The 17,924-nt window shown below is 65.0% G+C and carries 20 protein-coding genes; 13 read left to right on the forward strand and 7 right to left on the reverse strand.

Annotation, left to right across the window (positions count from 1 at the left end; all coding sequences use genetic code 11):
• Positions 1-247 precede the first annotated feature (247 nt).
• On the forward strand, positions 248-2,029 hold the full coding sequence (locus CI15_RS10250; protein WP_062127294.1) for a Rieske (2Fe-2S) protein: 1,782 nt from the start codon (positions 248-250) through the stop codon (positions 2,027-2,029).
• A gap of 12 nt (positions 2,030-2,041) precedes the next feature.
• Here the strand turns inward: CI15_RS10250 and CI15_RS10255 are convergent, their stop codons facing one another.
• The 3 genes from CI15_RS10255 to CI15_RS35265 all read right to left on the reverse strand — a co-directional run bounded on the left by CI15_RS10255 (position 2,042) and on the right by CI15_RS35265 (position 3,840).
• Positions 2,042-2,779 carry a BON domain-containing protein gene (locus CI15_RS10255; protein WP_062127297.1) on the reverse strand — a complete coding sequence of 246 codons (738 nt, stop codon included), beginning with the start codon at positions 2,777-2,779 and terminating at the stop codon, positions 2,042-2,044.
• 68 nt (positions 2,780-2,847) lie between these two features.
• Complete coding sequence (locus CI15_RS10260) at positions 2,848-3,333, reverse strand: aminoacyl-tRNA deacylase (RefSeq protein ID WP_062127300.1); 486 nt, start codon at positions 3,331-3,333, stop codon at positions 2,848-2,850.
• Positions 3,334-3,516: 183 nt separating this feature from the next.
• Complete coding sequence (locus CI15_RS35265; protein ID WP_075643686.1) at positions 3,517-3,840, reverse strand: four-helix bundle copper-binding protein; 324 nt, start codon at positions 3,838-3,840, stop codon at positions 3,517-3,519.
• Between the two features lie 70 nt (positions 3,841-3,910).
• On the opposite strand from CI15_RS35265, the gene CI15_RS10265 reads away from it, so the two are divergent.
• Complete coding sequence (locus CI15_RS10265; protein ID WP_062127303.1) at positions 3,911-4,696, forward strand: alpha/beta hydrolase; 786 nt, start codon at positions 3,911-3,913, stop codon at positions 4,694-4,696.
• A 3-nt stretch (positions 4,697-4,699) separates the two neighbouring features.
• Complete coding sequence (locus CI15_RS10270) at positions 4,700-5,041, forward strand: hypothetical protein (RefSeq protein ID WP_062127306.1); 342 nt, start codon at positions 4,700-4,702, stop codon at positions 5,039-5,041.
• 46 nt (positions 5,042-5,087) lie between these two features.
• Here the strand turns inward: CI15_RS10270 and ribA are convergent, their stop codons facing one another.
• Entirely contained in the window at positions 5,088-5,738 is a 651-nt protein-coding gene (ribA, locus tag CI15_RS10275) for a GTP cyclohydrolase II (protein ID WP_062127657.1), read from the reverse strand.
• A gap of 191 nt (positions 5,739-5,929) precedes the next feature.
• Between ribA and CI15_RS10280 the strand changes: the two genes are divergently transcribed.
• Positions 5,930-6,373: a CBS domain-containing protein gene (locus CI15_RS10280; protein ID WP_062127309.1), complete on the forward strand. Its 444-nt coding sequence runs from the start codon at positions 5,930-5,932 to the stop codon at positions 6,371-6,373.
• Positions 6,374-6,649: 276 nt separating this feature from the next.
• On the opposite strand, the gene CI15_RS10285 is transcribed toward CI15_RS10280, so the two are convergent.
• Both CI15_RS10285 and CI15_RS10290 read right to left on the reverse strand, forming a co-directional pair.
• Positions 6,650-6,997, reverse strand: a complete 348-nt coding sequence (locus CI15_RS10285) for a DUF4148 domain-containing protein (RefSeq protein WP_062127312.1) — start codon at positions 6,995-6,997, stop codon at positions 6,650-6,652.
• 303 nt (positions 6,998-7,300) lie between these two features.
• Complete coding sequence (locus CI15_RS10290) at positions 7,301-7,930, reverse strand: DNA-3-methyladenine glycosylase (protein WP_062127315.1); 630 nt, start codon at positions 7,928-7,930, stop codon at positions 7,301-7,303.
• Between the two features lie 288 nt (positions 7,931-8,218).
• Here CI15_RS10290 and CI15_RS10295 point away from each other — a divergent pair, with 288 nt between their 5' ends.
• Both CI15_RS10295 and CI15_RS10300 read left to right on the forward strand, forming a co-directional pair.
• Complete coding sequence (locus CI15_RS10295; RefSeq protein ID WP_062127318.1) at positions 8,219-8,575, forward strand: BON domain-containing protein; 357 nt, start codon at positions 8,219-8,221, stop codon at positions 8,573-8,575.
• Between the two features lie 341 nt (positions 8,576-8,916).
• Positions 8,917-9,999: a calcium:cation antiporter gene (locus tag CI15_RS10300; protein ID WP_062127321.1), complete on the forward strand. Its 1,083-nt coding sequence runs from the start codon at positions 8,917-8,919 to the stop codon at positions 9,997-9,999.
• Between the two features lie 39 nt (positions 10,000-10,038).
• Here CI15_RS10300 and CI15_RS10305 read toward each other — a convergent pair whose 3' ends face one another.
• Positions 10,039-10,932, reverse strand: coding sequence for a LysR substrate-binding domain-containing protein (locus CI15_RS10305; protein WP_062127324.1), 894 nt, complete (start codon positions 10,930-10,932; stop codon positions 10,039-10,041).
• A 490-nt stretch (positions 10,933-11,422) separates the two neighbouring features.
• Between CI15_RS10305 and CI15_RS10310 the strand changes: the two genes are divergently transcribed.
• The 7 genes from CI15_RS10310 (at position 11,423) to CI15_RS10340 (ending at position 17,905) form a co-directional block, all read left to right on the forward strand.
• On the forward strand, positions 11,423-12,517 hold the full coding sequence (locus CI15_RS10310) for an ABC transporter substrate-binding protein (RefSeq protein WP_062127325.1): 1,095 nt from the start codon (positions 11,423-11,425) through the stop codon (positions 12,515-12,517).
• Positions 12,518-12,522: 5 nt separating this feature from the next.
• Positions 12,523-13,494, forward strand: a complete 972-nt coding sequence (locus CI15_RS10315) for an ABC transporter permease (RefSeq protein WP_062127328.1) — start codon at positions 12,523-12,525, stop codon at positions 13,492-13,494.
• The gene (locus tag CI15_RS10320; RefSeq protein WP_062127331.1) at positions 13,491-14,402 is read left to right on the forward strand and encodes an ABC transporter permease; all 912 of its coding nucleotides are present in this window, start codon (positions 13,491-13,493) and stop codon (positions 14,400-14,402) included. The genes CI15_RS10315 and CI15_RS10320 overlap by 4 nt, the downstream gene beginning before the upstream one ends.
• A 25-nt stretch (positions 14,403-14,427) precedes the next feature.
• Positions 14,428-15,522, forward strand: a complete 1,095-nt coding sequence (locus CI15_RS10325) for an ABC transporter ATP-binding protein (protein WP_062127334.1) — start codon at positions 14,428-14,430, stop codon at positions 15,520-15,522.
• Positions 15,523-15,600: 78 nt separating this feature from the next.
• Complete coding sequence (locus tag CI15_RS10330) at positions 15,601-16,422, forward strand: transporter substrate-binding domain-containing protein (protein ID WP_062127337.1); 822 nt, start codon at positions 15,601-15,603, stop codon at positions 16,420-16,422.
• Positions 16,423-16,484: 62 nt separating this feature from the next.
• Complete coding sequence (locus tag CI15_RS10335) at positions 16,485-17,246, forward strand: amino acid ABC transporter permease (RefSeq protein WP_062127340.1); 762 nt, start codon at positions 16,485-16,487, stop codon at positions 17,244-17,246.
• A 2-nt stretch (positions 17,247-17,248) separates the two neighbouring features.
• Complete coding sequence (locus CI15_RS10340) at positions 17,249-17,905, forward strand: amino acid ABC transporter permease (protein ID WP_062127342.1); 657 nt, start codon at positions 17,249-17,251, stop codon at positions 17,903-17,905.
• The last annotated feature ends 19 nt before the right edge of the window (positions 17,906-17,924 follow it).

The following is a 17,924-nucleotide window of genomic DNA, read 5'->3' on the forward strand; positions in this document are numbered from 1 at the left end:
GAAAACGCCTGCGCGAATCACACAGGCGTTTCCGTGGCCCCGCTACCGCGCCCCCATGAACGATTTCTCGTCCGTTTGTGCATTAGGGGCCGGCTTCCGCGCGGCTGATTCTCATTATAGGACGCGCAGCGCGATATCCAAGCTGGCAGGAATGCCGCGCCGTTCGCGTTTTGCATCAAACATGCGTATGTTGAAAGACCGGGCGTCCCTTCGACGGCCGTGTCGGGAAGGATGCAGGAGGTCTGCGATGAATGCACCGGATAACGAATTCGTGCTCGTGGGAAGCCTTGAAGAGCTGAATGCGAAGGGGCGGCTCGTTGTGCAAGGTGGCCATGGTCCCATCCTCGTCATCTACGACCGCGGCCGGGTCTTTGCTCTGGACAACCGATGTCCCCACATGGGCTTCCCGCTCGATCGAGGCACGATCGAGGACGGCATCCTGACCTGTCACTGGCACCACGCCCGCTTCGATCTAGCAAGCGGCTGCACCTTCGACCTTTGGGCGGACGATGTCCCGAGCTGCGCGGTCGATCTGCGCAATGACGACGTGTGGGTCACCACCACGTTCGGTCATGCCGATCCTGCAGCGCACTGGCATCGGCGGCTCGCGGACGGCCTCGCGCACGACCTCGGACTCGTCATCGCCAAAGCCGTGCAGGGCCAGCTCGCGGCCGGCGTACCCGTGGCCGATATCGTGCGTCAGGTGGCACTGTTCGGGGCGCAGAACCGTGACGGCTGGAGCGTCGGTCTCACGATCCTCACGGCGCTCGCCAACCTGTTGCCCATGCTGCCCGAGGAGGACGCCTATCTCGCCCTGTTCCAAGGCGCGCGCCGGGTGGCGGCGGACTGCGAGGGCGAGGCGCCGCGGCGGGACCGTGCGCCGCTCGATAGCCGGCCGGAGCCTGACATGCTCAAGCGATGGCTGCGCCTCTGGACCAACGTGCGCCATCGCGAGGCGGCCGAACGCACCTTGTTGACGTCGATTGCCGCTGGTGCCTCACCGTCCGTGCTTGCCGACGCCCTGCTGACGGCTGCAACCGACCGGGCCTTCGCGGACACCGGCCATGCGCTCGACTTCATCAACAAAGCCTTCGAGTGCCTCGACCTGATCGGATGGCAGCACGCATCGACTGTGCTGCCGACGATCGTTGCCCAGATGGTGACCGCCCGTGGCGCCGAGGAATCGACCGCCTGGCGCCAGCCGCTTGATCTCGTCGCGCTATGCGACGAGGCAGCCAGCCAGATGGCGCAACTCTTCGCGGCGGGGCGCAACCCGCAAGGCTGGTCGAACCACACGGCGCTCGCCCGGGAACTGCTCGGCGACGATCCCAGGGTGATCATCGATGCGCTGAAATCGGCGATTCGCGCGGGCGCCGCGCCTGCCGACCTGGGGCAATCGCTCGCTTACGCAGCGGCGCTGCGCGTGGCTCGCTTCGGCAATGCCAACGAGCACGCCGACTGGGAAACGGCGCACCACGTCTTCACCTACGCCAACGCGGTCCACCAGATGCTCAAGCGGATCGACAGCGCTGACATCGACAGTGATGCCACTGCCGTGCGCGCCATCCTGCACGGCGCCATGGCGCTCTATCTCGCCCGTTATCTAAACGTGCCACCAGCCCGCATCCCGGGCGAGGGCAACGATCAGCTCGACGATCTTCCCGCCGACGAGGCGACGATCCGCACCGCCTTGCTCGATGCCTTCGACCGGCAACGACAGGTTGATCTTGCGGCAAGGCTGGTGGCGCGGCATCTCACGCTTGGCTATCCGCCCCAGACGCTGATCGCCACGCTTGCGCTCGCGGTGCTGCGCGAGGATGCGGGCTTCCACGCCTATCAGATGCTGGAGGCCGGGGTCCGGCAATTTACCGGGTGGGGCAATACTGACGAGGACCGGCACATTCTCATTGCGCTCGCCCGTTATCTCGCGGCCCATTCGCCGACTGAACGCGCCACGCTGCAAACGGCCGACATCGCCCAGCGCCTGATGCGGGGCGGCGAACTCCATCAGGAAACTGGAGTGTCGTGACGGCAAGTTGGATCAGGCACGCACCTGGATACGATTGACGACGCCCCCGCTCGCATCCAGGCACCAGGCATCCTGTTCGGCCTGCCGTCTTTCGGCTTCGGTGGCCACCCAACCTGCCAGCGTGATCCTGTGGTTTTCCACGTTGATGGTGATTTGCTCGGCACGCACGCGCGGATCGGTTTCGAGCACCAGGTGCAGCACGTCGGATATCTCTCCGTCGCCGTCCGCTTCGACGGGCACCAGATCGAGCAGGTTCACCACGTCGCGGCAACCGCCGACCCACCAGGCCGTCACACTCGCGAGGCGCTTGTGAGACAGGCTGATCACTTGACCCGTCAAGGTCACCACACCGTCCTTGACCGTGATCTCGATGACGCCGCTGCCAACGTTGCCCGCTTCGTCCATGGTGCCGCGCAGCACTTCGAGTTGACCCTTCACGCGGGCGCAGATCACGCAGTTGCGGAAATCCACCGCCTGAGCGAGCCGTTCGCAAATATGTGTGCGCAACTCGCCATCAGCGACTGGCGGGTTGGCGGTGACACGTAGCTGGTCGACCAGCCGCTCGCCGTTGCTGTGTAGTCTGGTTAGCTGAAGAAAGCGCTTCTTGGATGCGACATCCGGCACCTCGCCTGTCACGATCAGGGCACCGTCGTCGAAAGATAGATGAACGGGATGATGGTGAAGCTTCAGGTGTGATTCGCGTTCGAAGGCTGCCACGACCTGCTTCAGGACTGTATCGCTGCGTTGCATGATGTGCCTCGCGCAAGGTTGATGACGCAGCGCGCGTGATGGGGCGCTGCGCAAACCAGGCCGGCCGGTCACATCGGCAGACCCTGCATGCGACGGGCGAAGCGTGTCCGCTCGGCTCGGTCCATCAGTTGCAGGAATTGATCCGTGCCCATGTGGATCAACTCTTCATGATCGCCGGCCTCGAAGTAAATGTCCGGCTGCGAGGCGAGGCTCTCGTCAAGATAGGTTTTCATGCCGTAGGCCGTACATACCGGCGGCAGCGCGCCCGCGTCGCAATCCTTGAACAACTCCCGCAAATCGGTCTCTTTGGCCAACAGGAGATGGCGTCCGGTTTTGGCCCAAAGCTCGGACAGTCGCACGGCATAGGTCGATGGCAGCACCGTCGCCACATAGCCTTGCTCGTCTTCAAAGAGCACGGTCTTGGCGAGGCGATCGCCGGGAATATGCGCGGCCGCCGCGGTTTCGACGCTGGAATGGCTGTAGGGATGATGCACGATTTCGTACTGCGAGCCCTTGCTGCGCAGGCAGTCCTGGAGCGTGGCTGACATCGACATGACGCACCTCCACTGAAAGCAGACAGGAAACGACTTGTGCAAGACCCTTTAAGGATAGTTCGCTTTCGCTAGCGCGGGAAAGACATGCGGATCGCAGCGCCGTGACTACGCGGGCGCATCAACGAATGGAACGATTACCCCAATGGCCCACCGGTCTGCTTGCGCCGACGTTGGGCCCGGGAGTCAGATCATCCGGCAAGCTTCCGCGCACACGCGGCAAGCATCGCTGCACGTGCCACAATGCTCGGGCGCATGACGGCTGCATTCCTCCGCACATTCATCGCAGATCCGCGCGCACAGTGCACAGAGTTCGAAGGCGAGATGGCTCTGCCGGGCGAGCGCAGCGGAGGTAAAGCGGCACAGGGAACTGCAATCGGCGTCGAGCCGGATGCACTTGGTCATTGCTGCGACGCCCGGGTCTGCGAGGCATGCAGATGCACAGCGGTCGCAAGCGGCGGCGCACGCGTCGCATGCGTCGATACAGGGCTGGTAGGCTTCTGTGTTCATGCTGCGTCTCCTGTCTCTGACGAGGTGACTTCGATGCCGGCCAGCGCGGCGCATCTGATCGTGCCGGCCACTGTCGAAGTATGCAGCACAAAGCGAGGCCACGGTTCGCTTCACAGGAGTCGCCATCTTGCTGGATCGCTTTCTCTACTTCCCCGCGAAAGCGGCAACCGAGGAGCTCGTTTCCGGCGGGCTTCGCGCGTGGCCGACACCTGAAGCGTTCCGGGGTCTAGTGGCCGAGCCGCCCGGATCCGCGCGCGCGAGCGCCATCGTCTTTCACGGGAATGCGGGGCATGCCGGCCACCGTTCGTTCTACGCGGCGGCGCTCACCCGGCTGGGGCTGCGCGTGATCCTCGCCGAATATCCGGGCTACGGGCCGCGCGATGGCACGCCCTCCGAAGAGACGCTGGTCGCGGATGCCCGACAAACCATCGCGCTGGCGCATCGCCTCTATGGCGCGCCGCTGCTGCTGATCGGCGAATCGCTCGGCTCCGGCGTGGCGGCCGCAGCCGGCTCGCGTGAACGCGACAAGATCGCGGGCATGATGCTCATCACGCCATGGGATCGGCTCGAGCATGTCGCGGCTCATCACTATCCCTGGCTGCCCGTGAAGTGGCTGCTGCGCGACCAGTACGACAGCGTGACCCACCTGGCGTCGTTTGGCCGCTCTATTCTCGTCGTGATCGCGCAACGCGACAGCATTGTCCCCGCGCGCTTCGGCGAAGCGCTCTACGACTCGCTCGCCGAACCGCGACAACTGATCGTCGTGAAGGCGGCCGACCATAACGACTGGCCTGGCCGCGTCGATGAAACCTGGTGGCGGGAGGCGATCGGCTTCCTGCTCATGCCGTCGCATTGAGAAATGAGATCAAGCGCCAGCCCGCCGGGCAGCGAACGCTTCTTTGTCCTCGACGCGAAGAACAGACCGGTCGAGGTGTCCGATCGTGGCGAGTGGTCGCGTTGGATGAGCGAGAACGAACTGATCTTCCGGCGCACGCTGCTGGACGAATCCGGTGTGATGGTCACAACCCGCTTCCGGGGTGTGTCCGAACCGAAAACCGGAAAGGCTTCGCTGTTCGTGACTCGCGTCGCCGGGATGCAAGCGCGAGACAACCAGAGCTACGGATCGTCCACGCTCGCGGAGGCGCTCGAGCAGCATGAACTCGTCGTGCAGAAAATCCTCCGCATGCTGAGCGAGCGGTGATCGTCACCCGCGACTCATAGCGACAGCAGTGGAAGCGGGAATTCCGTTATTCGTTCTCGTCGAAGTAATGCCCGAACTTCAGCTGCTTCGTGCGGATATAGCGCTCGTTTTCCTCGCGCATCGGAATCGCGAGCGCCACACGCTCGCACACCGGAATACCGTGCTTCGACAGCGTGTCGAACTTCTCCGGATTGTTGCTCATCAGCCGCACCGACGTGACCTTCAGTGTGCGCAGAATGCCCGCGGCCGAATCGTATTCGCGCGAATCGTCGGGCAGGCCGAGATCGAGATTGGCTTCGACGGTATCGCGCCCCTGCTCCTGCAGCGCATACGCGCGAATCTTGTTCGACAGGCCGATGCCGCGTCCTTCGTGGCCGCGCAGATACAGCAGCACGCCGCAACCCTCGGCCGCGATATAGCGCAGCGCGAGATCGAGCTGCTCGCCGCAGTCGCAGCGATAGGAGCCGAGCACGTCGCCCGTCAGACATTCCGAATGCAGGCGCGTCAGCACGGACGACTGATTGGCGACATCGCCCATCACGAGCGCGAGATGTTCGGCGCCGCTGTCGACCACGCGAAACACATAGGAAGTGAACGTGCCGTAGCGCGTGGGCAGCGTGGCGGTGGCGTCGAGAACGACGCATTCGCCGGTGACGGCGCCGTCTGCTGCGGGCGAGGAATCCTGAGACGTGAGCATGGTGTTGAACAATGGTGCTGGCATGAACCCGGTCGCGCCGGGGGTAAGGTTTGGATTGCGAGTTTACCGCTAATCCGCATGCCAGGTATTCCTGGTGTACCGCGAGCGCACGCCGCGCCTATACTGGAATCGCCTGTCCCACACGACAGCGCGCCATTTCGGCGTGCTGCACTGCGAAACGGAGCCGCTCAATGACAAGCGTTGCACAGCTTCTTAAAACGAAACCGAACCCCTCCGACGTCTTCACGATCGGCGCCGACGATTCCGTCTACGAGGCGATCCGGCTGATGGCCGAAAAGGGCATCGGCGCGCTGGTGGTGACGGACGGCGACAGCATCGCCGGCATCATCACGGAGCGCGACTACGCGCGCAAGGTGGTGCTGATGGACCGCTCGTCGAAGGCGACGCCGGTACGCGACATCATGAGCAAGGCGGTGCGCTTCGTTCGTCCGGACCAGACGATCGAAGACTGCATGGCGCTGATGACCGAGCGGCGCATGCGCCACCTGCCGGTCATCGACAACGACCGGCTGATCGGCATGGTGTCGATCGGGGACCTCGTGAAGAACATCATCGCGGAACAGCAGTTCACGATCCAGCAACTCGAGTTCTACATTACCGGCGAACGACCCTGAGACGAGGCACCGGTTGCGCTGAGCGAGGACGTATCGGTATCCGCGCGGCACGGCACGCAAAATCGGACGCAAAAAAAGCCCAAACCTCGAAGAGCTTGGGCCAAGCTACCTTGCGGCAGCGGAGGTTCCTTCAGAAAGAGGAACGCAACGCGCGCACGGATGACACGCTTGCGGGCAGATCGGTGCGGTGCGCTCGACTTCAACAGTAGCTTGTGTGACACGCATGTACGCCATCAAAACTGGCGTACATGCGTTGTGCTGTGCGCGTGCCGGCGTTCAGTTACCGAAATACACGCTCTTCGCGCCGGTCATCGGCTGGGTCATTGCGCCCGATTGCGTCGATCCGCTCATCGGTGCGCCGTAACCGCTCGTGTCGGCGGTCGGCTGGGTCTGGGTCTGCGCGAGGGCCGGGTTTTGCGCCTCTACGCGCTTCTCGGCGGCCTGGACGTCGGCCGGGTAGTTCGCGTCGTTCGACGTCGCCGGGTTATAGCCCGCATGCTCCAGCTGGATCAGTTCGCCGCGGACTTCCGCGCGGGTGATCGGTTGCTGGCTCGACTGCGCGAACGATACGACCGGCGCGGCGAGAACGGCTGCAATAGCGACTGCCTTGATCAGCGATCTCATGATGACTTCCCTCCAATCTGGTTTTATCTGGATCGCGGCCACCGTGGTGTGCAGCGAATGAATCCAGTCTAGTCACCGCATTGCCGAGGGAAAACCCTTAATTACGAGATTTAAAATTGTTCGGTTCGCAATAATCCGCGGGAATATAGTGGAACCGACTCAACCAGCACCATCTTTCGGTTAACAATTGTCGGGATCGAAACGTTTGCGTCTGATGTTTGCGCAATACGTCTGATCAGGAGAAGAATTCGCCCCGCGTGCAGGCCTAAACGCTTGAATCGGCGGTCACGCGAGGCCGCGACGTCACGCGCCCGCAGGCGGCATCGTCAACAGCTTGCGCGGCCCGCTGACGAACAGGTTGCCCGGCTCGAAAAACCGCAGCGGCCGATGCATTTCGCGCGACAGGCCGATGCGCGTCGTCACGCCGATCGGTGCATCGCCGGTCTCGATCACGCCGATCCATAGCCCCTGTCCCGTGCACAGGTCGCGGCCGTCGAACGGCTGGCCGATGCCGAACGCCACCGTCAGGCGGCCAGGTCCGCGCGCGAGATCGCGCAGCGGTACGCCGGGGCGTCGCGCTTCGATCTGCGCGAGTCCTTCGAGCGGTTCGATCGCGCGCAGCAGAATGCCGGCGCCGACCTCCTCCGCTTCCGCCGACATGTTCAGCATGTACGACACCCCGTAAGTCAGCCGCACATAGGCATGACCGCGCGCGAGAAACAGCGAGCCGTTGTACGGACGACGTCCGATGAACGCATGGCTCGTCGAGTCGCCGACCGGATACGCCTCGGTCTCGACGATGCGACCGCTCAGACGTCCTTCGGGCAGATCGTGCACGAGATATTTGCCGACCATGAAGCGCGCGAGTTCGACGGTGTCGACGGGCAGATCGTCACGGCGCAACGGGCGGATCGGGAGAGGCTCGTTTCGCATGGGTTGGTGTCCTGGTTTGCGTTCGGCGAATGCGTTGTAGCAAAGCCTCACTTTCGCCGCTCTATCGAGTCAACATGGCACTAATTGTTGTATTGTGTGTTTCCGGCCGGTCACACGGCCGTTTGTATGTTCCGGCGCGCTTCGCGGCTCGCCGCAACGGTATTTCGGCTGACAGCGTTCGCCCGGCTGCTGTACCCGCTCCACTCGCATTGAATCCCGCTGTACCCGCTGGTGTAAAGATCGTCCCCATCCGGGGATCGACGTTTCTACGACAACAGGAGATGGTTAATGAAAGCATTCTCGGCAATCAAGATGATCGGTGGCGCGCTGGTGGTTCTCGCTTCCCTCAACGCGTACGCGCAAGGCAGCGATGCGGCCGCGACCGCGGGGACGACGGCGCCGACCGCCAAGCAGACTAAACAGGCCAACCGGGCGCTGCAGAAGAAGGTCCGCGCCACGCTCGCGCGCACGAAGGGCCTGTCGGTCGGCAACATCATCGTGCGCGCACGCGATGGCGCGGTCACGCTGGAAGGCTCGGTGCCGGAACAGGCTCAGATCGAACTGGCAACGAACGCCGCTCAAGGCGTGGCTGGCGTGACGTCGGTGAAAAGCGCGCTGACGATCCGTGCGGAAGGCGGCCAGTAAGCCGGCCATCCAGCCGAAGAAGTTGCGGTAACAGCAGCAAGCTGGCGTCGACGGCGGAAGTCCTGCCGCGACGCCGGCACCCGACACACTCGCCTCGCCTCGCAGCACGGCATTCGAAACCCTCCGTGCGACGATTCCCCAGCCCTCTCCAAACCGCGATACTTTCAGCGCGCGACCCACGTCACAGCGACAGTTCTCTGCGCGACACGCATGTCTTCACGCTGACGATTCAGCGACACAGCAGCATCCATCTCGCGACAAACTATCCTTTATAATATAATAACTTAGCGCCTCTTTTTGAGACATCACATCAAGTCACAACACGCATCGAAAGGAAGCCCATGACTTCCCCCACCACCGTCTTGCCCCGCTGGACCCTCGTCGTGCCATTCATCGGCTGGATCGTGCTCGCTGCCGCCTATGCGATGCCGGGCCACGCGCTGCTGCTCGCGGTGGTCGGCGTGTCGCTGTGCGCGGTCGTGTTTGCCGCCGTGCATCACGCTGAAGTGGTCGCGCATCGGGTCGGCGAGCCGTTCGGCACGCTGGTGCTGGCGGTCGCCGTCACGGTGATCGAGGTCGCGCTGATCGTCTCGGTGATGCTGACGTCCGGCCCCGAGAAAGCCGGCCTCGCGCGCGATACCGTGTTCGCGGCCGTGATGATCGTCTGTAACGGGCTCGTCGGGCTGTGTCTGCTGGTGGGCGGCATCCACCATCGCGAGCAGGATTTCCAGAGCCGCGGCGCGGCGGCCGCGCTGGCGGTGCTCGCGTCGCTGTCGGTGCTGACGCTCGTGATGCCGAACTTCACGACCGCCAACGCCGGGCCGGTCCTGTCACCGTCGCAGCTCGCGTTCGCCGGCGTGTCGTCGCTGGTGCTGTACTGCGTGTTCGTGTTCGTGCAGACCGTGCGCCATCGCGATTACTTCCTTGCCGGCGTACCCGACGAAGACGTCCACGCCGAACCGCCGAGCGCGCGGCTCGCCGGCATCAGCGGCGGGCTGCTGCTCATCAGTCTCGTCGCGGTGGTCCTGCTCGCGAAAGTGCTGTCGCCGACGATCGAATCCGCGGTGCTGAACGCGGGCGCGCCGCCAGCGGTGGTCGGCATCGTGATCGCGTCGCTGGTGCTGTTGCCGGAAGGGCTGGCGGCGCTGCGCGCGGCGCGTGGGGATCGGCTGCAGACCAGCCTGAACCTCGCGCTCGGCTCGGCGCTGGCCAGTATCGGCCTGACCATTCCGACCGTCGCCGGCGTATTCCTCTACATCGGTCAGCCTATCGTGCTCGGCATCAACGGCAAGGACATGGTGCTGCTCGCGCTCACGCTCGTGGTCTGCACGCTGACGCTCAGCACGGGTCGCACGACGATCCTGCAAGGCGCCGTGCATCTGTCGCTGTTCGCCGCGTATCTGTTTCTGTCGTTCGCGCCGTGAGGTGAGGCGTGATGCGTTCCGCGCAAGCGGACGGCCGCCTCAATCTTCCCAATGCTCGACCATCCAGTCGCGGAACAGATTCAGCTTCTGCTGTTGCGCGACCGAATCCGGATAGACGAAGTAATAGCGCCAGCCGGTCTTCAATACCGTATCGAACGGGCGCACGAGGCGCCGCGCCGCGACGTCCTCGTCGATTAGCGCGAGGTCACTGATCGCGACGCCGAAGCCCTGCGCGGCGGCGTTGGTCGCCATGTCGAGCGTATCGAAGCTCGGGCCGAGTTCGGCGTCGATCGTGGCGGCGCCCGTTGCGTCCGCTTCCGCCACCTTCGCGAGCCACATCTTCCAGTCGCGGTGATCGCGCGTCGGATGCAGCAGCGTGTGGCGCGCGAGATCGGCCACGTGGGCGAGCGGCTTGTCCTTCAGCAACTCGGGCGTGCAGACCGGCGTCAGCCGCTCCTCGAACAGCGACACCGCCTGCACGTCGGCCCCCGGCGACGAACCATAGATGATCGCCGCGTCGAACGGCTCGCTCTGGAAATCGACGTCGTGCTGCCAGGTGGTCGTGATCTGCACATGGAGATCGGGATACTCGGACTGGAAGCGCATAATCTTCGGCAACATCCAACGCATCACGCAGGTCGGCACCTTCAGCGCGAGATCGGTGCGCTGGCGCGTGAGGCGCAGCGACATTTCCTCGATGCGCGCGAAGCTCTCCTTGACCGTCGGCAGCAGCATTTCGCCCTCGGCGGTCAGCGTCAGGCCTTTCGCGTGACGCTTGAACAGCGGGAACTTGTAGTACTCCTCGAGCGCGATGATCTGCCGGCTGACCGCGCCTTGCGTCAGGCATAAATGGTCGGCGGCACGCGTGAAGCTGCGATGGCGCGCCACGGTTTCGAAAATCTGCAGCGCGTTGAGCGGCGGTAGGCGTCGCATCGGATATCCAGGATCAGAAAAAATCATTGCGAGGCAGTGACAGCGCCCGTCGCCGCCCTGCCCGTCCATCCCACAGGATACGCGATCGGCCACGGGCGCACGAGATCGTGCGCAAGCAAACCCGCATGCATTGGGCTCATGGCGCGCGCGATATCGCCCGTTCCGCCCGAGGTCGCACCGACGTGGTGCAAAAAGCCTTCAGCAACCGCACCAGAACTGAGCTTTCCTCATACCTCGATGCAAGCCGCGATTATTCAGCCAGGTATGGACGTTAACCCGCATACGCCACCGCCCCTAGCTTCCCGCCGCATCGTCGCAGCGTGCGCCGCCACGTTCGCCGGCGGCGAGCCATGAGCGTACGTCATGCGATCCATGCGCATATTTCGATTGTTGCGCGATTTTGGCAAACCTACAGTGCATTCACGCGCGGTGTATCCGGCAGCGGTCACGGCAAATCATCGGCAACGGGCGTTCAACACAGGAGACCGCCATGCAAGAGATCAAACGGGGTAGAAGGCAGGCCATCAAGACGATCGGTACGGCGCTCGCGGCATCCGCACTGCCGATGCCGTTCCTGAACCTGCGCGCGCAGGAACACAACTTCAGCGGCAAGACGCTGCGCATCCTGACGTGGTCGGACGACACCGGCACGGCCGCGCTGCGCAACATCGCCGCGACCTTCACCGCGAAGACCGGCGCGAAGGTGATCGCCGATCGCGCCGACGGCACCTCCGGCATGGTCGCCAAGGTCAAGGCGTCGGGCGAGCGCCCGACCTACGACGTGATCACGCTCGCGGGTGTCGGCGCATCCGGTCTCGCCGACGCGGGCCTCCTGATGAAGCCCGACCTCGACCGCCTGCCGAACCTGAAAGAAGTCGCGCCGCAGTACCGCACCGGCGCGAACGGCTTCGGCGTCGGCTATCTGCTGTGGTCGGACGGGCTCATCTACAACACCGCGACGGTCAAGACAGCGCCCTCGTCGTACGAAGCGCTGTGGGACCCGAAATACGCCGGTCGCGTGTTCCTGCCGCCGCCCGAGTGGGCCGAGGCGGTCGACCTCGCGATCATCGCCGCGAAGATGAACGGCGGCTCGCAGCAAAACATCGAGCCCGGCTTCAAGAAGCTCGCGCTCCTGAAAGACCACGTGATGACGCTCGGCGAGAACCCGAACCAGGTGGCCGACCTGTTCCGCACCGGCTCGCTCGATATCGGCGGCATCTACTCGCCCGCGTTTTTCCCGGACCAGATCCGCAAGCCCGAGTACAAGATGGGCGTGACCTATGGCATGAAGGAAGGCTTCGCGACGCAGCTGATGTTCACGGTGATCCCCAAAGCGCATCCGGGCGACACCGACCTGATCCACGCGTTCATCAACCATTCGCTCGACGCCGGCGTGCAAGGCCGCATGGCCGCCGACGTGCTGAACGGCCCGGTCAATTCGAAGGCGATGATTCCGGCCGAAAGCCGCGCGTTCGTGCCGAGCCCGCAGCAGATCGCCGAGAAAGCCGTGCTGCATGACGACAAGGCGCTCGCCGCCGTGCAGCCGGCGTGGATCAAGCGCTACACCGAAATCTTCTCGGCGTAACCACGATGCTCGCGCGCTTCTCGCGGCGTACCGCGATGATGCCGGACGAAGCGGCGCCGGGCCCGACGCCCGGTGCCGCTACCGCCGCGGCCGCCACGCCACCCGCCGCCGCTGGGGCAACGACGACGCTCGCCAGAGCGCGGCCGTGGCTGCTGCTCGCGCCGATCCTGCTGTTTCTGGCCATCCTCGGCGCGGCCGCGCTGGTCGTGCTGCGCATGAGCTTCGGCACCTCCGGCAACGAATGGCGCAGCTTCACGCTGCAAAACTACGCGGACCTGCTCGACGGCTATTTCCTGAAGTCGCTGTGGCTGACGCTGCGGCTCGCGTTCCAGAGCATGCTCTGCGCGGTCGTGCTCGCGATTCCGGTCGCGCTCGCGATGGCGCGCACGAAATCGCGCCTGGCGCGCCGTCTGCTGCTCGCGGGTGTGCTGCTGCCGTTGCTCGTCAATCTGCTGCTGCAAGGCTATGGCTGGCTCGTGATCCTCGGGCCGGCGGGTCTGCTCAATCACGCGCTGCTCGCGAGCGGTCTCGTCGAGCGTCCGGTGATGTGGCTGTATCGCGAACATGGCGTGCTGCTCGGGTTGATCCAGACCGCGTTTCCGCTCGCGGTGCTGCCGCTCTCGAGCGCGATGCGCGCGGTATCGATCTCTTATGAGGAAGCCGCCGCGACGCTTGGCGCAACCCGGTGGCAAACGCTGCGCCACGTGCTGCTGCCGCTCGCGATGCCGGGCCTCGTATCGGGCGCGCTGCTGGTGTTCGCGTATAACGCGAGCGCCTTCGCGGTGCCGCTGCTGCTCGGCGGCCGGCGCGTGCCGATGCTCGCGGTGCTCGTGCACGATCAGGTCGCGCCGCTCCTGAACTGGCCGGCGGCCTCCGCGTCCGGCGTCGTGCTGATGATCGCGACGCTCGCGGTGATGGCGCTGTCGCAACGGCTCGTACGCCGGACTCAACGTTTGACCGGGGAGCCTCACGCATGAGCACGCCGCTGCCGACCTCGCGCCTGCCGCGCACCGCCCCGCCCTCCCCGCGTGCGCCGCGTGCGCCGCGCTTCCCGCGCCTGCCTCATACGATGCCCGGCCAGCTCGGCCGCGCGACCGCGCTCGTCGCCGGCGTCGTGCTGTTTCTGACCGCGCTGCCGATCCTGACAATGATCGCGATGTCGTTCAGCGCGGCCGACACGCTCGAATTCCCGCCCCACGCATACAGCCTGCACTGGTATCGCGCGGCCTGGCACAGCTTCGTGTCGCCGGACGCGACCGATACGCTGTCGATGGGCGCCGCGCTGAGCACGAGCCTCGTCGTCGCCCTCTCGACGATGCTGATCGCGACGCTCGTCTCCGTGCCGGCCGCGTACGCACTGTCGCGCTACCGCTTTCGCGGCAAGCCCGCGGTCGAGCAACTGGTCGCGCTGCCGCTCGTCTATCCGCTCGTGATGCTCGGGCTGTCGCTGCTGCTGGTGTTCAACGTGCTGCCGGTCGAGCTCGGCGTCGGCCGGCTGGTCATCGCGCATGTGATTCTGGCGCTGCCGTTCACGGTGAAGAACTGCGCGGCGTCGGTCGCCTCGATCGGCCCCGAGTTCGAGGAAGCCGCGCTCGTGATGGGCGCGAGCCCCAGTCGCGCGCTGATCGACGTGGTGCTGCCGCTGATGCGCCCCGGCATTCTCGCCGGCATGCTGTTCGCGTTCATCGTCTCGTTCAACGAATTCACGGTGACGTTCTTCCTGTACAGCATCGATACGATGACGCTGCCGGTGTGGCTCTATAGCCGCACGGTGTCGTCGCTCGATCCGACCGTGTTCTGTTTCGCCGTGGTCATCGTCGCGATCGACTTCGCGCTGATCTGGCTGCTCGAAAAGCTGATCGGCGACGAAGGCGTCGCGCTATGAACCCGCCACCTTGCTGGAGCCTGCGATGACCCACCTGACCTTGCAAGCCGTCACGCGCCGCTTCGGCGCCGTGCATGCCGTCGACGACGTCGACCTCAGCGTGCCCGACGGCAAGCTCGTGTGCTTTCTCGGCCCGTCCGGCTGCGGCAAGACCACGCTGCTGCGGATGATCGCCGGGCTCGAAATGCCGAGCTCGGGCAGCATCCATTTCGCCGGCCGCGACATTACGCGACTGCCGGCCAACCGGCGCGACTTCGGCATGGTGTTCCAGTCGCTCGCGCTGTTTCCGCATATGACGGTCGCGCAGAACGTCGCATATCCGCTGAAGCTGCGCAAGGTCGCGAAAGACCGGCAAACGCGCCGCGTCGCCGAGCTGCTCGAACTGATCCAGCTGCCGCACATGGCGGACCGGCCCGTCACGCAGCTCTCGGGCGGGCAGCGTCAGCGCGTCGCGATCGCGCGCGCGATTGCTTCGGAGCCCAAACTGCTGCTGCTCGACGAACCGCTGTCCGCGCTCGACGCGAAGCTGCGCGAAGCGATGCAGGTCGAAATCCGCCTGCTGCAGCAACGCCTCGGCATCACGACGATCATGGTCACGCACGATCAGCGCGAAGCGATGACGATGGCCGACGAGATCGTCGTGATGGAGAAAGGCCGCATCGCCCAGGTCGGCAAGCCGCTCGACATTTACCGCGATCCGGTCAGCGAGTTCGTCGCCGACTTCATCGGGCTCGGCAATATCCTGCCGGTGCAGTACGATGGCGCGGGCGTCGTGAGCCTGCCGGGCGGACGCCGCATCGCGGTCACGCCGAATCCGGACACGCTGCTCGCCGATGCCCGGCCAGCGCCCGGGTCCGGCGACGCGATCCGTTTGCTGATTCGCCCCGAGGACATCTGCGTGAAGGCGGCCACGGAACCCGCGCACCCGAACCGGTTGCCTGGCACCGTCACGTTCATTCGCGACGTCGGTTCCTCGCTCGAAGCGACGATCGATTGCGCGGGCTTCACGCTGACCGCCGCGACCACGCCGCGCGAAACGCCGGGACTCGCGCTCGGCATGCCGGTGCTTGCCGAACTGCCGCCGCATGCGTGCAAGCTGATCGCCCCGCGCGCCGCGTGACGGCCGACTGACGGCCGGCTGACCACCTCACACACGCTTCGCCTTCAATAAAACCGCCTTTCGACAGAGGAACCCATCATGAACCAGCGCTCCGCTCTCCACTCGCCCCGCCGCGTGTTCGCGACGCTCGCCGCGACACTCGCGATGACCGCGCTCGGCGCGCTCGCCGCGCTGCCGTCGGCCGCGCATGCCGACGCGCTCGACGACATCGCGAAGTCCGGCACCGTGCGCATCGGCGTGTTCGAGGACTATCCGCCGTTCGGCTCGATCGGTCCGGACATGAAGCCGGTCGGCTACGACATCGACATGGCCAATCTGATCGGCAAGACGCTCAACGCGAAGGTCGAGCTGGTGCCGGTCACCGGCGACAACCGCATGGCCTTCCTCGCCGACCGCAAGGCCGACATGCTGCTGTCGGTCGGCCAGACGCCGGAGCGCGAAAAAGTGATCGACTTCTCGCAACCGTATGCGCCGTACTACCTCGCGGTGTTCGGCCCGAAGACGCTGCAGGTGAAGAGCGCCGCCGATCTCGCCGGCAAGTCGATCTCGGTCGCGCGCGGCACGCTCGAAGACCTGAGCGTGACGAAGATCGCGCCGCCGTCGGCCAACATCAAACGTTTCGACGATCCGAACGGCGCTATTTCGGCGTTTCTTTCTGGTCAGGTACAGTTGATGGTGGTCGGCAACGACGTCGGCGCGACGATTCTCGCGCGGCATCCGGCCAACGATCCGGAGCAGAAGTTCGCGCTGTTCAGCTCGCCCGATCACGTCGGTCTGAACAAGAACGAGCCGCGCCTGAAGGCGAAGGTCGACGAAACGATTGCCAAGGCCCGCAAGGACGGCACGCTGAACGCGATCTCGCAGAAGTGGCTGCGCGCGCCGCTGCCGGCCGATCTTTGAACCCTGTGGCGCGACGCCCTGAACGCCGCGCCGCAACCTGATCCCACGATGGGCACGAGGCCATGACTTACGCGTTCGATTTCAGCGGCTTCGGCCTCTATGCGGGGATGCTCGCTCGCGGCGCCGCCGTGACGCTCGGGCTCACGGCCGTCTCGACCCTGGCGGGCGGCCTCGTCGGCATCGCCGGCGCGAGCATTGCGGCGGCCGGGCCGAAGTGGGCGCGCTGGCTGGTCGCAAGCTACGTCGAGCTGATCCGCAACACGCCGTTTCTCGTGCAGTTGTTCTTCGTGTTCTTCGGCTTGCCGAGCCTCGGCATTCATATCGACGAAATCCAGGCCGCGATTCTCGCGATGACCGTCAATCTGGGCGCGTACGCGACCGAAATCGTGCGCGCCGGCATCGATTCGATTTCACGCGGCCAGGTGCAGGCCGCCCAGGCGCTCGGCCTGCATGGACGCCAGGTGTTCCGCTACGTCGTGCTGCCGCAGGCGCTCGCCAATGTGTTTCCCGCGCTGCTCGGCCAGGTGCTGATCGTGATGCTCGGCTCGGCCGTCGTGTCGCAGATCTCGGTGCCCGACCTGACCTATGCGGCGAACTTCATCCAGTCGCGCAACTTCCGCTCGTTCGAGAGCTACCTGATCATCACGGCGACGTATCTGCTGATGTCGATCGCGTTGCGGCTGTTGCTGAACCGCTTCGGCCGCGGGCTGTTCGCGGGCCGCGCGGCACGCGGTAACAACAGTAGCGGCAACGACGGCTTGCCGCGCAACTGGCGCAGCCGCCTGATGTGGCGCGGCGCGCGCACCCTGCCGACGGAGCGCTGATCATGGTCGAATTCACGCTGTGGGACATCGCCCGCAATCTGGTGCTGGCCGCGCGCTGGACCGTGCTGCTGTCGTTGATCGCGTTCGTCGGCGGCGGGATAGTCGGGCTCGTGCTGCTCGCGATGCGCGTGTCGCCGATCGCATGGCTGCGGCGCATCGTCGTGCTGTACGTCGAGGTGTTTCAGGGCACGCCGCTCCTGATGCAGCTCTTTCTCGCGTTCTTCGGCTTGCCGCTGCTCGGTATCGACGTGTCGCCGTGGGCAGCCGCGACCGTCACGCTGACCCTCTACACGAGCGCGTATCTGGTCGACATCTGGCGCGGCTGCGTCGAAGCGGTGCCGCGCGGTCAGTGGGCCGCGGGCGCGAGCCTCGGCATGACGTTCGGCCAGCAGTTGCGCTATATCGTGTGGCCGCAGGCGCTGAAGATCGCGGTTGCGCCGACCGTCGGTTTTCTGGTCCAGGTGGTCAAGAGCACCGCGCTCGCGTCGATCATCGGTTTCATCGAACTGACGAAGACCGGCACGATGATCACGAATGCCGCGTTCCGGCCGTTTCCGATCTACGGCATGGTCGCGATGCTCTACTTTGCGATGTGTTTCCCGCTGACCTGGTATGCGCGCGTGCTGGAGAAGCGGCAGAAGGTGGGACAGCATCGCTGAAGTGCGGGAAGTGAGGGTT

This window comes from Paraburkholderia monticola (assembly GCF_001580545.1).
Classification (GTDB): domain Bacteria; phylum Pseudomonadota; class Gammaproteobacteria; order Burkholderiales; family Burkholderiaceae; genus Paraburkholderia; species Paraburkholderia monticola.

What these genes read in the sequence shown, in the direction of transcription:
- CI15_RS10250 (WP_062127294.1), top strand. Translation starts at nt 248, where the DNA reads ATGAATGCACCGGATAACGAATTCGTGCTCGTGGGAAGCCTTGAAGAG.
- CI15_RS10255 (WP_062127297.1), bottom strand. Translation starts at nt 2,779, where the DNA reads ATGCAACGCAGCGATACAGTCCTGAAGCAGGTCGTGGCAGCCTTCGAA.
- CI15_RS10260 (WP_062127300.1), bottom strand. Translation starts at nt 3,333, where the DNA reads ATGTCGATGTCAGCCACGCTCCAGGACTGCCTGCGCAGCAAGGGCTCG.
- CI15_RS35265 (WP_075643686.1), bottom strand. Translation starts at nt 3,840, where the DNA reads ATGAACACAGAAGCCTACCAGCCCTGTATCGACGCATGCGACGCGTGC.
- CI15_RS10270 (WP_062127306.1), top strand. Translation starts at nt 4,700, where the DNA reads ATGAGATCAAGCGCCAGCCCGCCGGGCAGCGAACGCTTCTTTGTCCTC.
- ribA (WP_062127657.1), bottom strand. Translation starts at nt 5,738, where the DNA reads ATGCTCACGTCTCAGGATTCCTCGCCCGCAGCAGACGGCGCCGTCACC.
- CI15_RS10280 (WP_062127309.1), top strand. Translation starts at nt 5,930, where the DNA reads ATGACAAGCGTTGCACAGCTTCTTAAAACGAAACCGAACCCCTCCGAC.
- CI15_RS10285 (WP_062127312.1), bottom strand. Translation starts at nt 6,997, where the DNA reads ATGAGATCGCTGATCAAGGCAGTCGCTATTGCAGCCGTTCTCGCCGCG.
- CI15_RS10290 (WP_062127315.1), bottom strand. Translation starts at nt 7,930, where the DNA reads ATGCGAAACGAGCCTCTCCCGATCCGCCCGTTGCGCCGTGACGATCTG.
- CI15_RS10295 (WP_062127318.1), top strand. Translation starts at nt 8,219, where the DNA reads ATGAAAGCATTCTCGGCAATCAAGATGATCGGTGGCGCGCTGGTGGTT.
- CI15_RS10300 (WP_062127321.1), top strand. Translation starts at nt 8,917, where the DNA reads ATGACTTCCCCCACCACCGTCTTGCCCCGCTGGACCCTCGTCGTGCCA.
- CI15_RS10305 (WP_062127324.1), bottom strand. Translation starts at nt 10,932, where the DNA reads ATGCGACGCCTACCGCCGCTCAACGCGCTGCAGATTTTCGAAACCGTG.
- CI15_RS10310 (WP_062127325.1), top strand. Translation starts at nt 11,423, where the DNA reads ATGCAAGAGATCAAACGGGGTAGAAGGCAGGCCATCAAGACGATCGGT.
- CI15_RS10315 (WP_062127328.1), top strand. Translation starts at nt 12,523, where the DNA reads ATGCTCGCGCGCTTCTCGCGGCGTACCGCGATGATGCCGGACGAAGCG.
- CI15_RS10320 (WP_062127331.1), top strand. Translation starts at nt 13,491, where the DNA reads ATGAGCACGCCGCTGCCGACCTCGCGCCTGCCGCGCACCGCCCCGCCC.
- CI15_RS10325 (WP_062127334.1), top strand. Translation starts at nt 14,428, where the DNA reads ATGACCCACCTGACCTTGCAAGCCGTCACGCGCCGCTTCGGCGCCGTG.
- CI15_RS10330 (WP_062127337.1), top strand. Translation starts at nt 15,601, where the DNA reads ATGAACCAGCGCTCCGCTCTCCACTCGCCCCGCCGCGTGTTCGCGACG.
- CI15_RS10335 (WP_062127340.1), top strand. Translation starts at nt 16,485, where the DNA reads ATGACTTACGCGTTCGATTTCAGCGGCTTCGGCCTCTATGCGGGGATG.
- CI15_RS10340 (WP_062127342.1), top strand. Translation starts at nt 17,249, where the DNA reads ATGGTCGAATTCACGCTGTGGGACATCGCCCGCAATCTGGTGCTGGCC.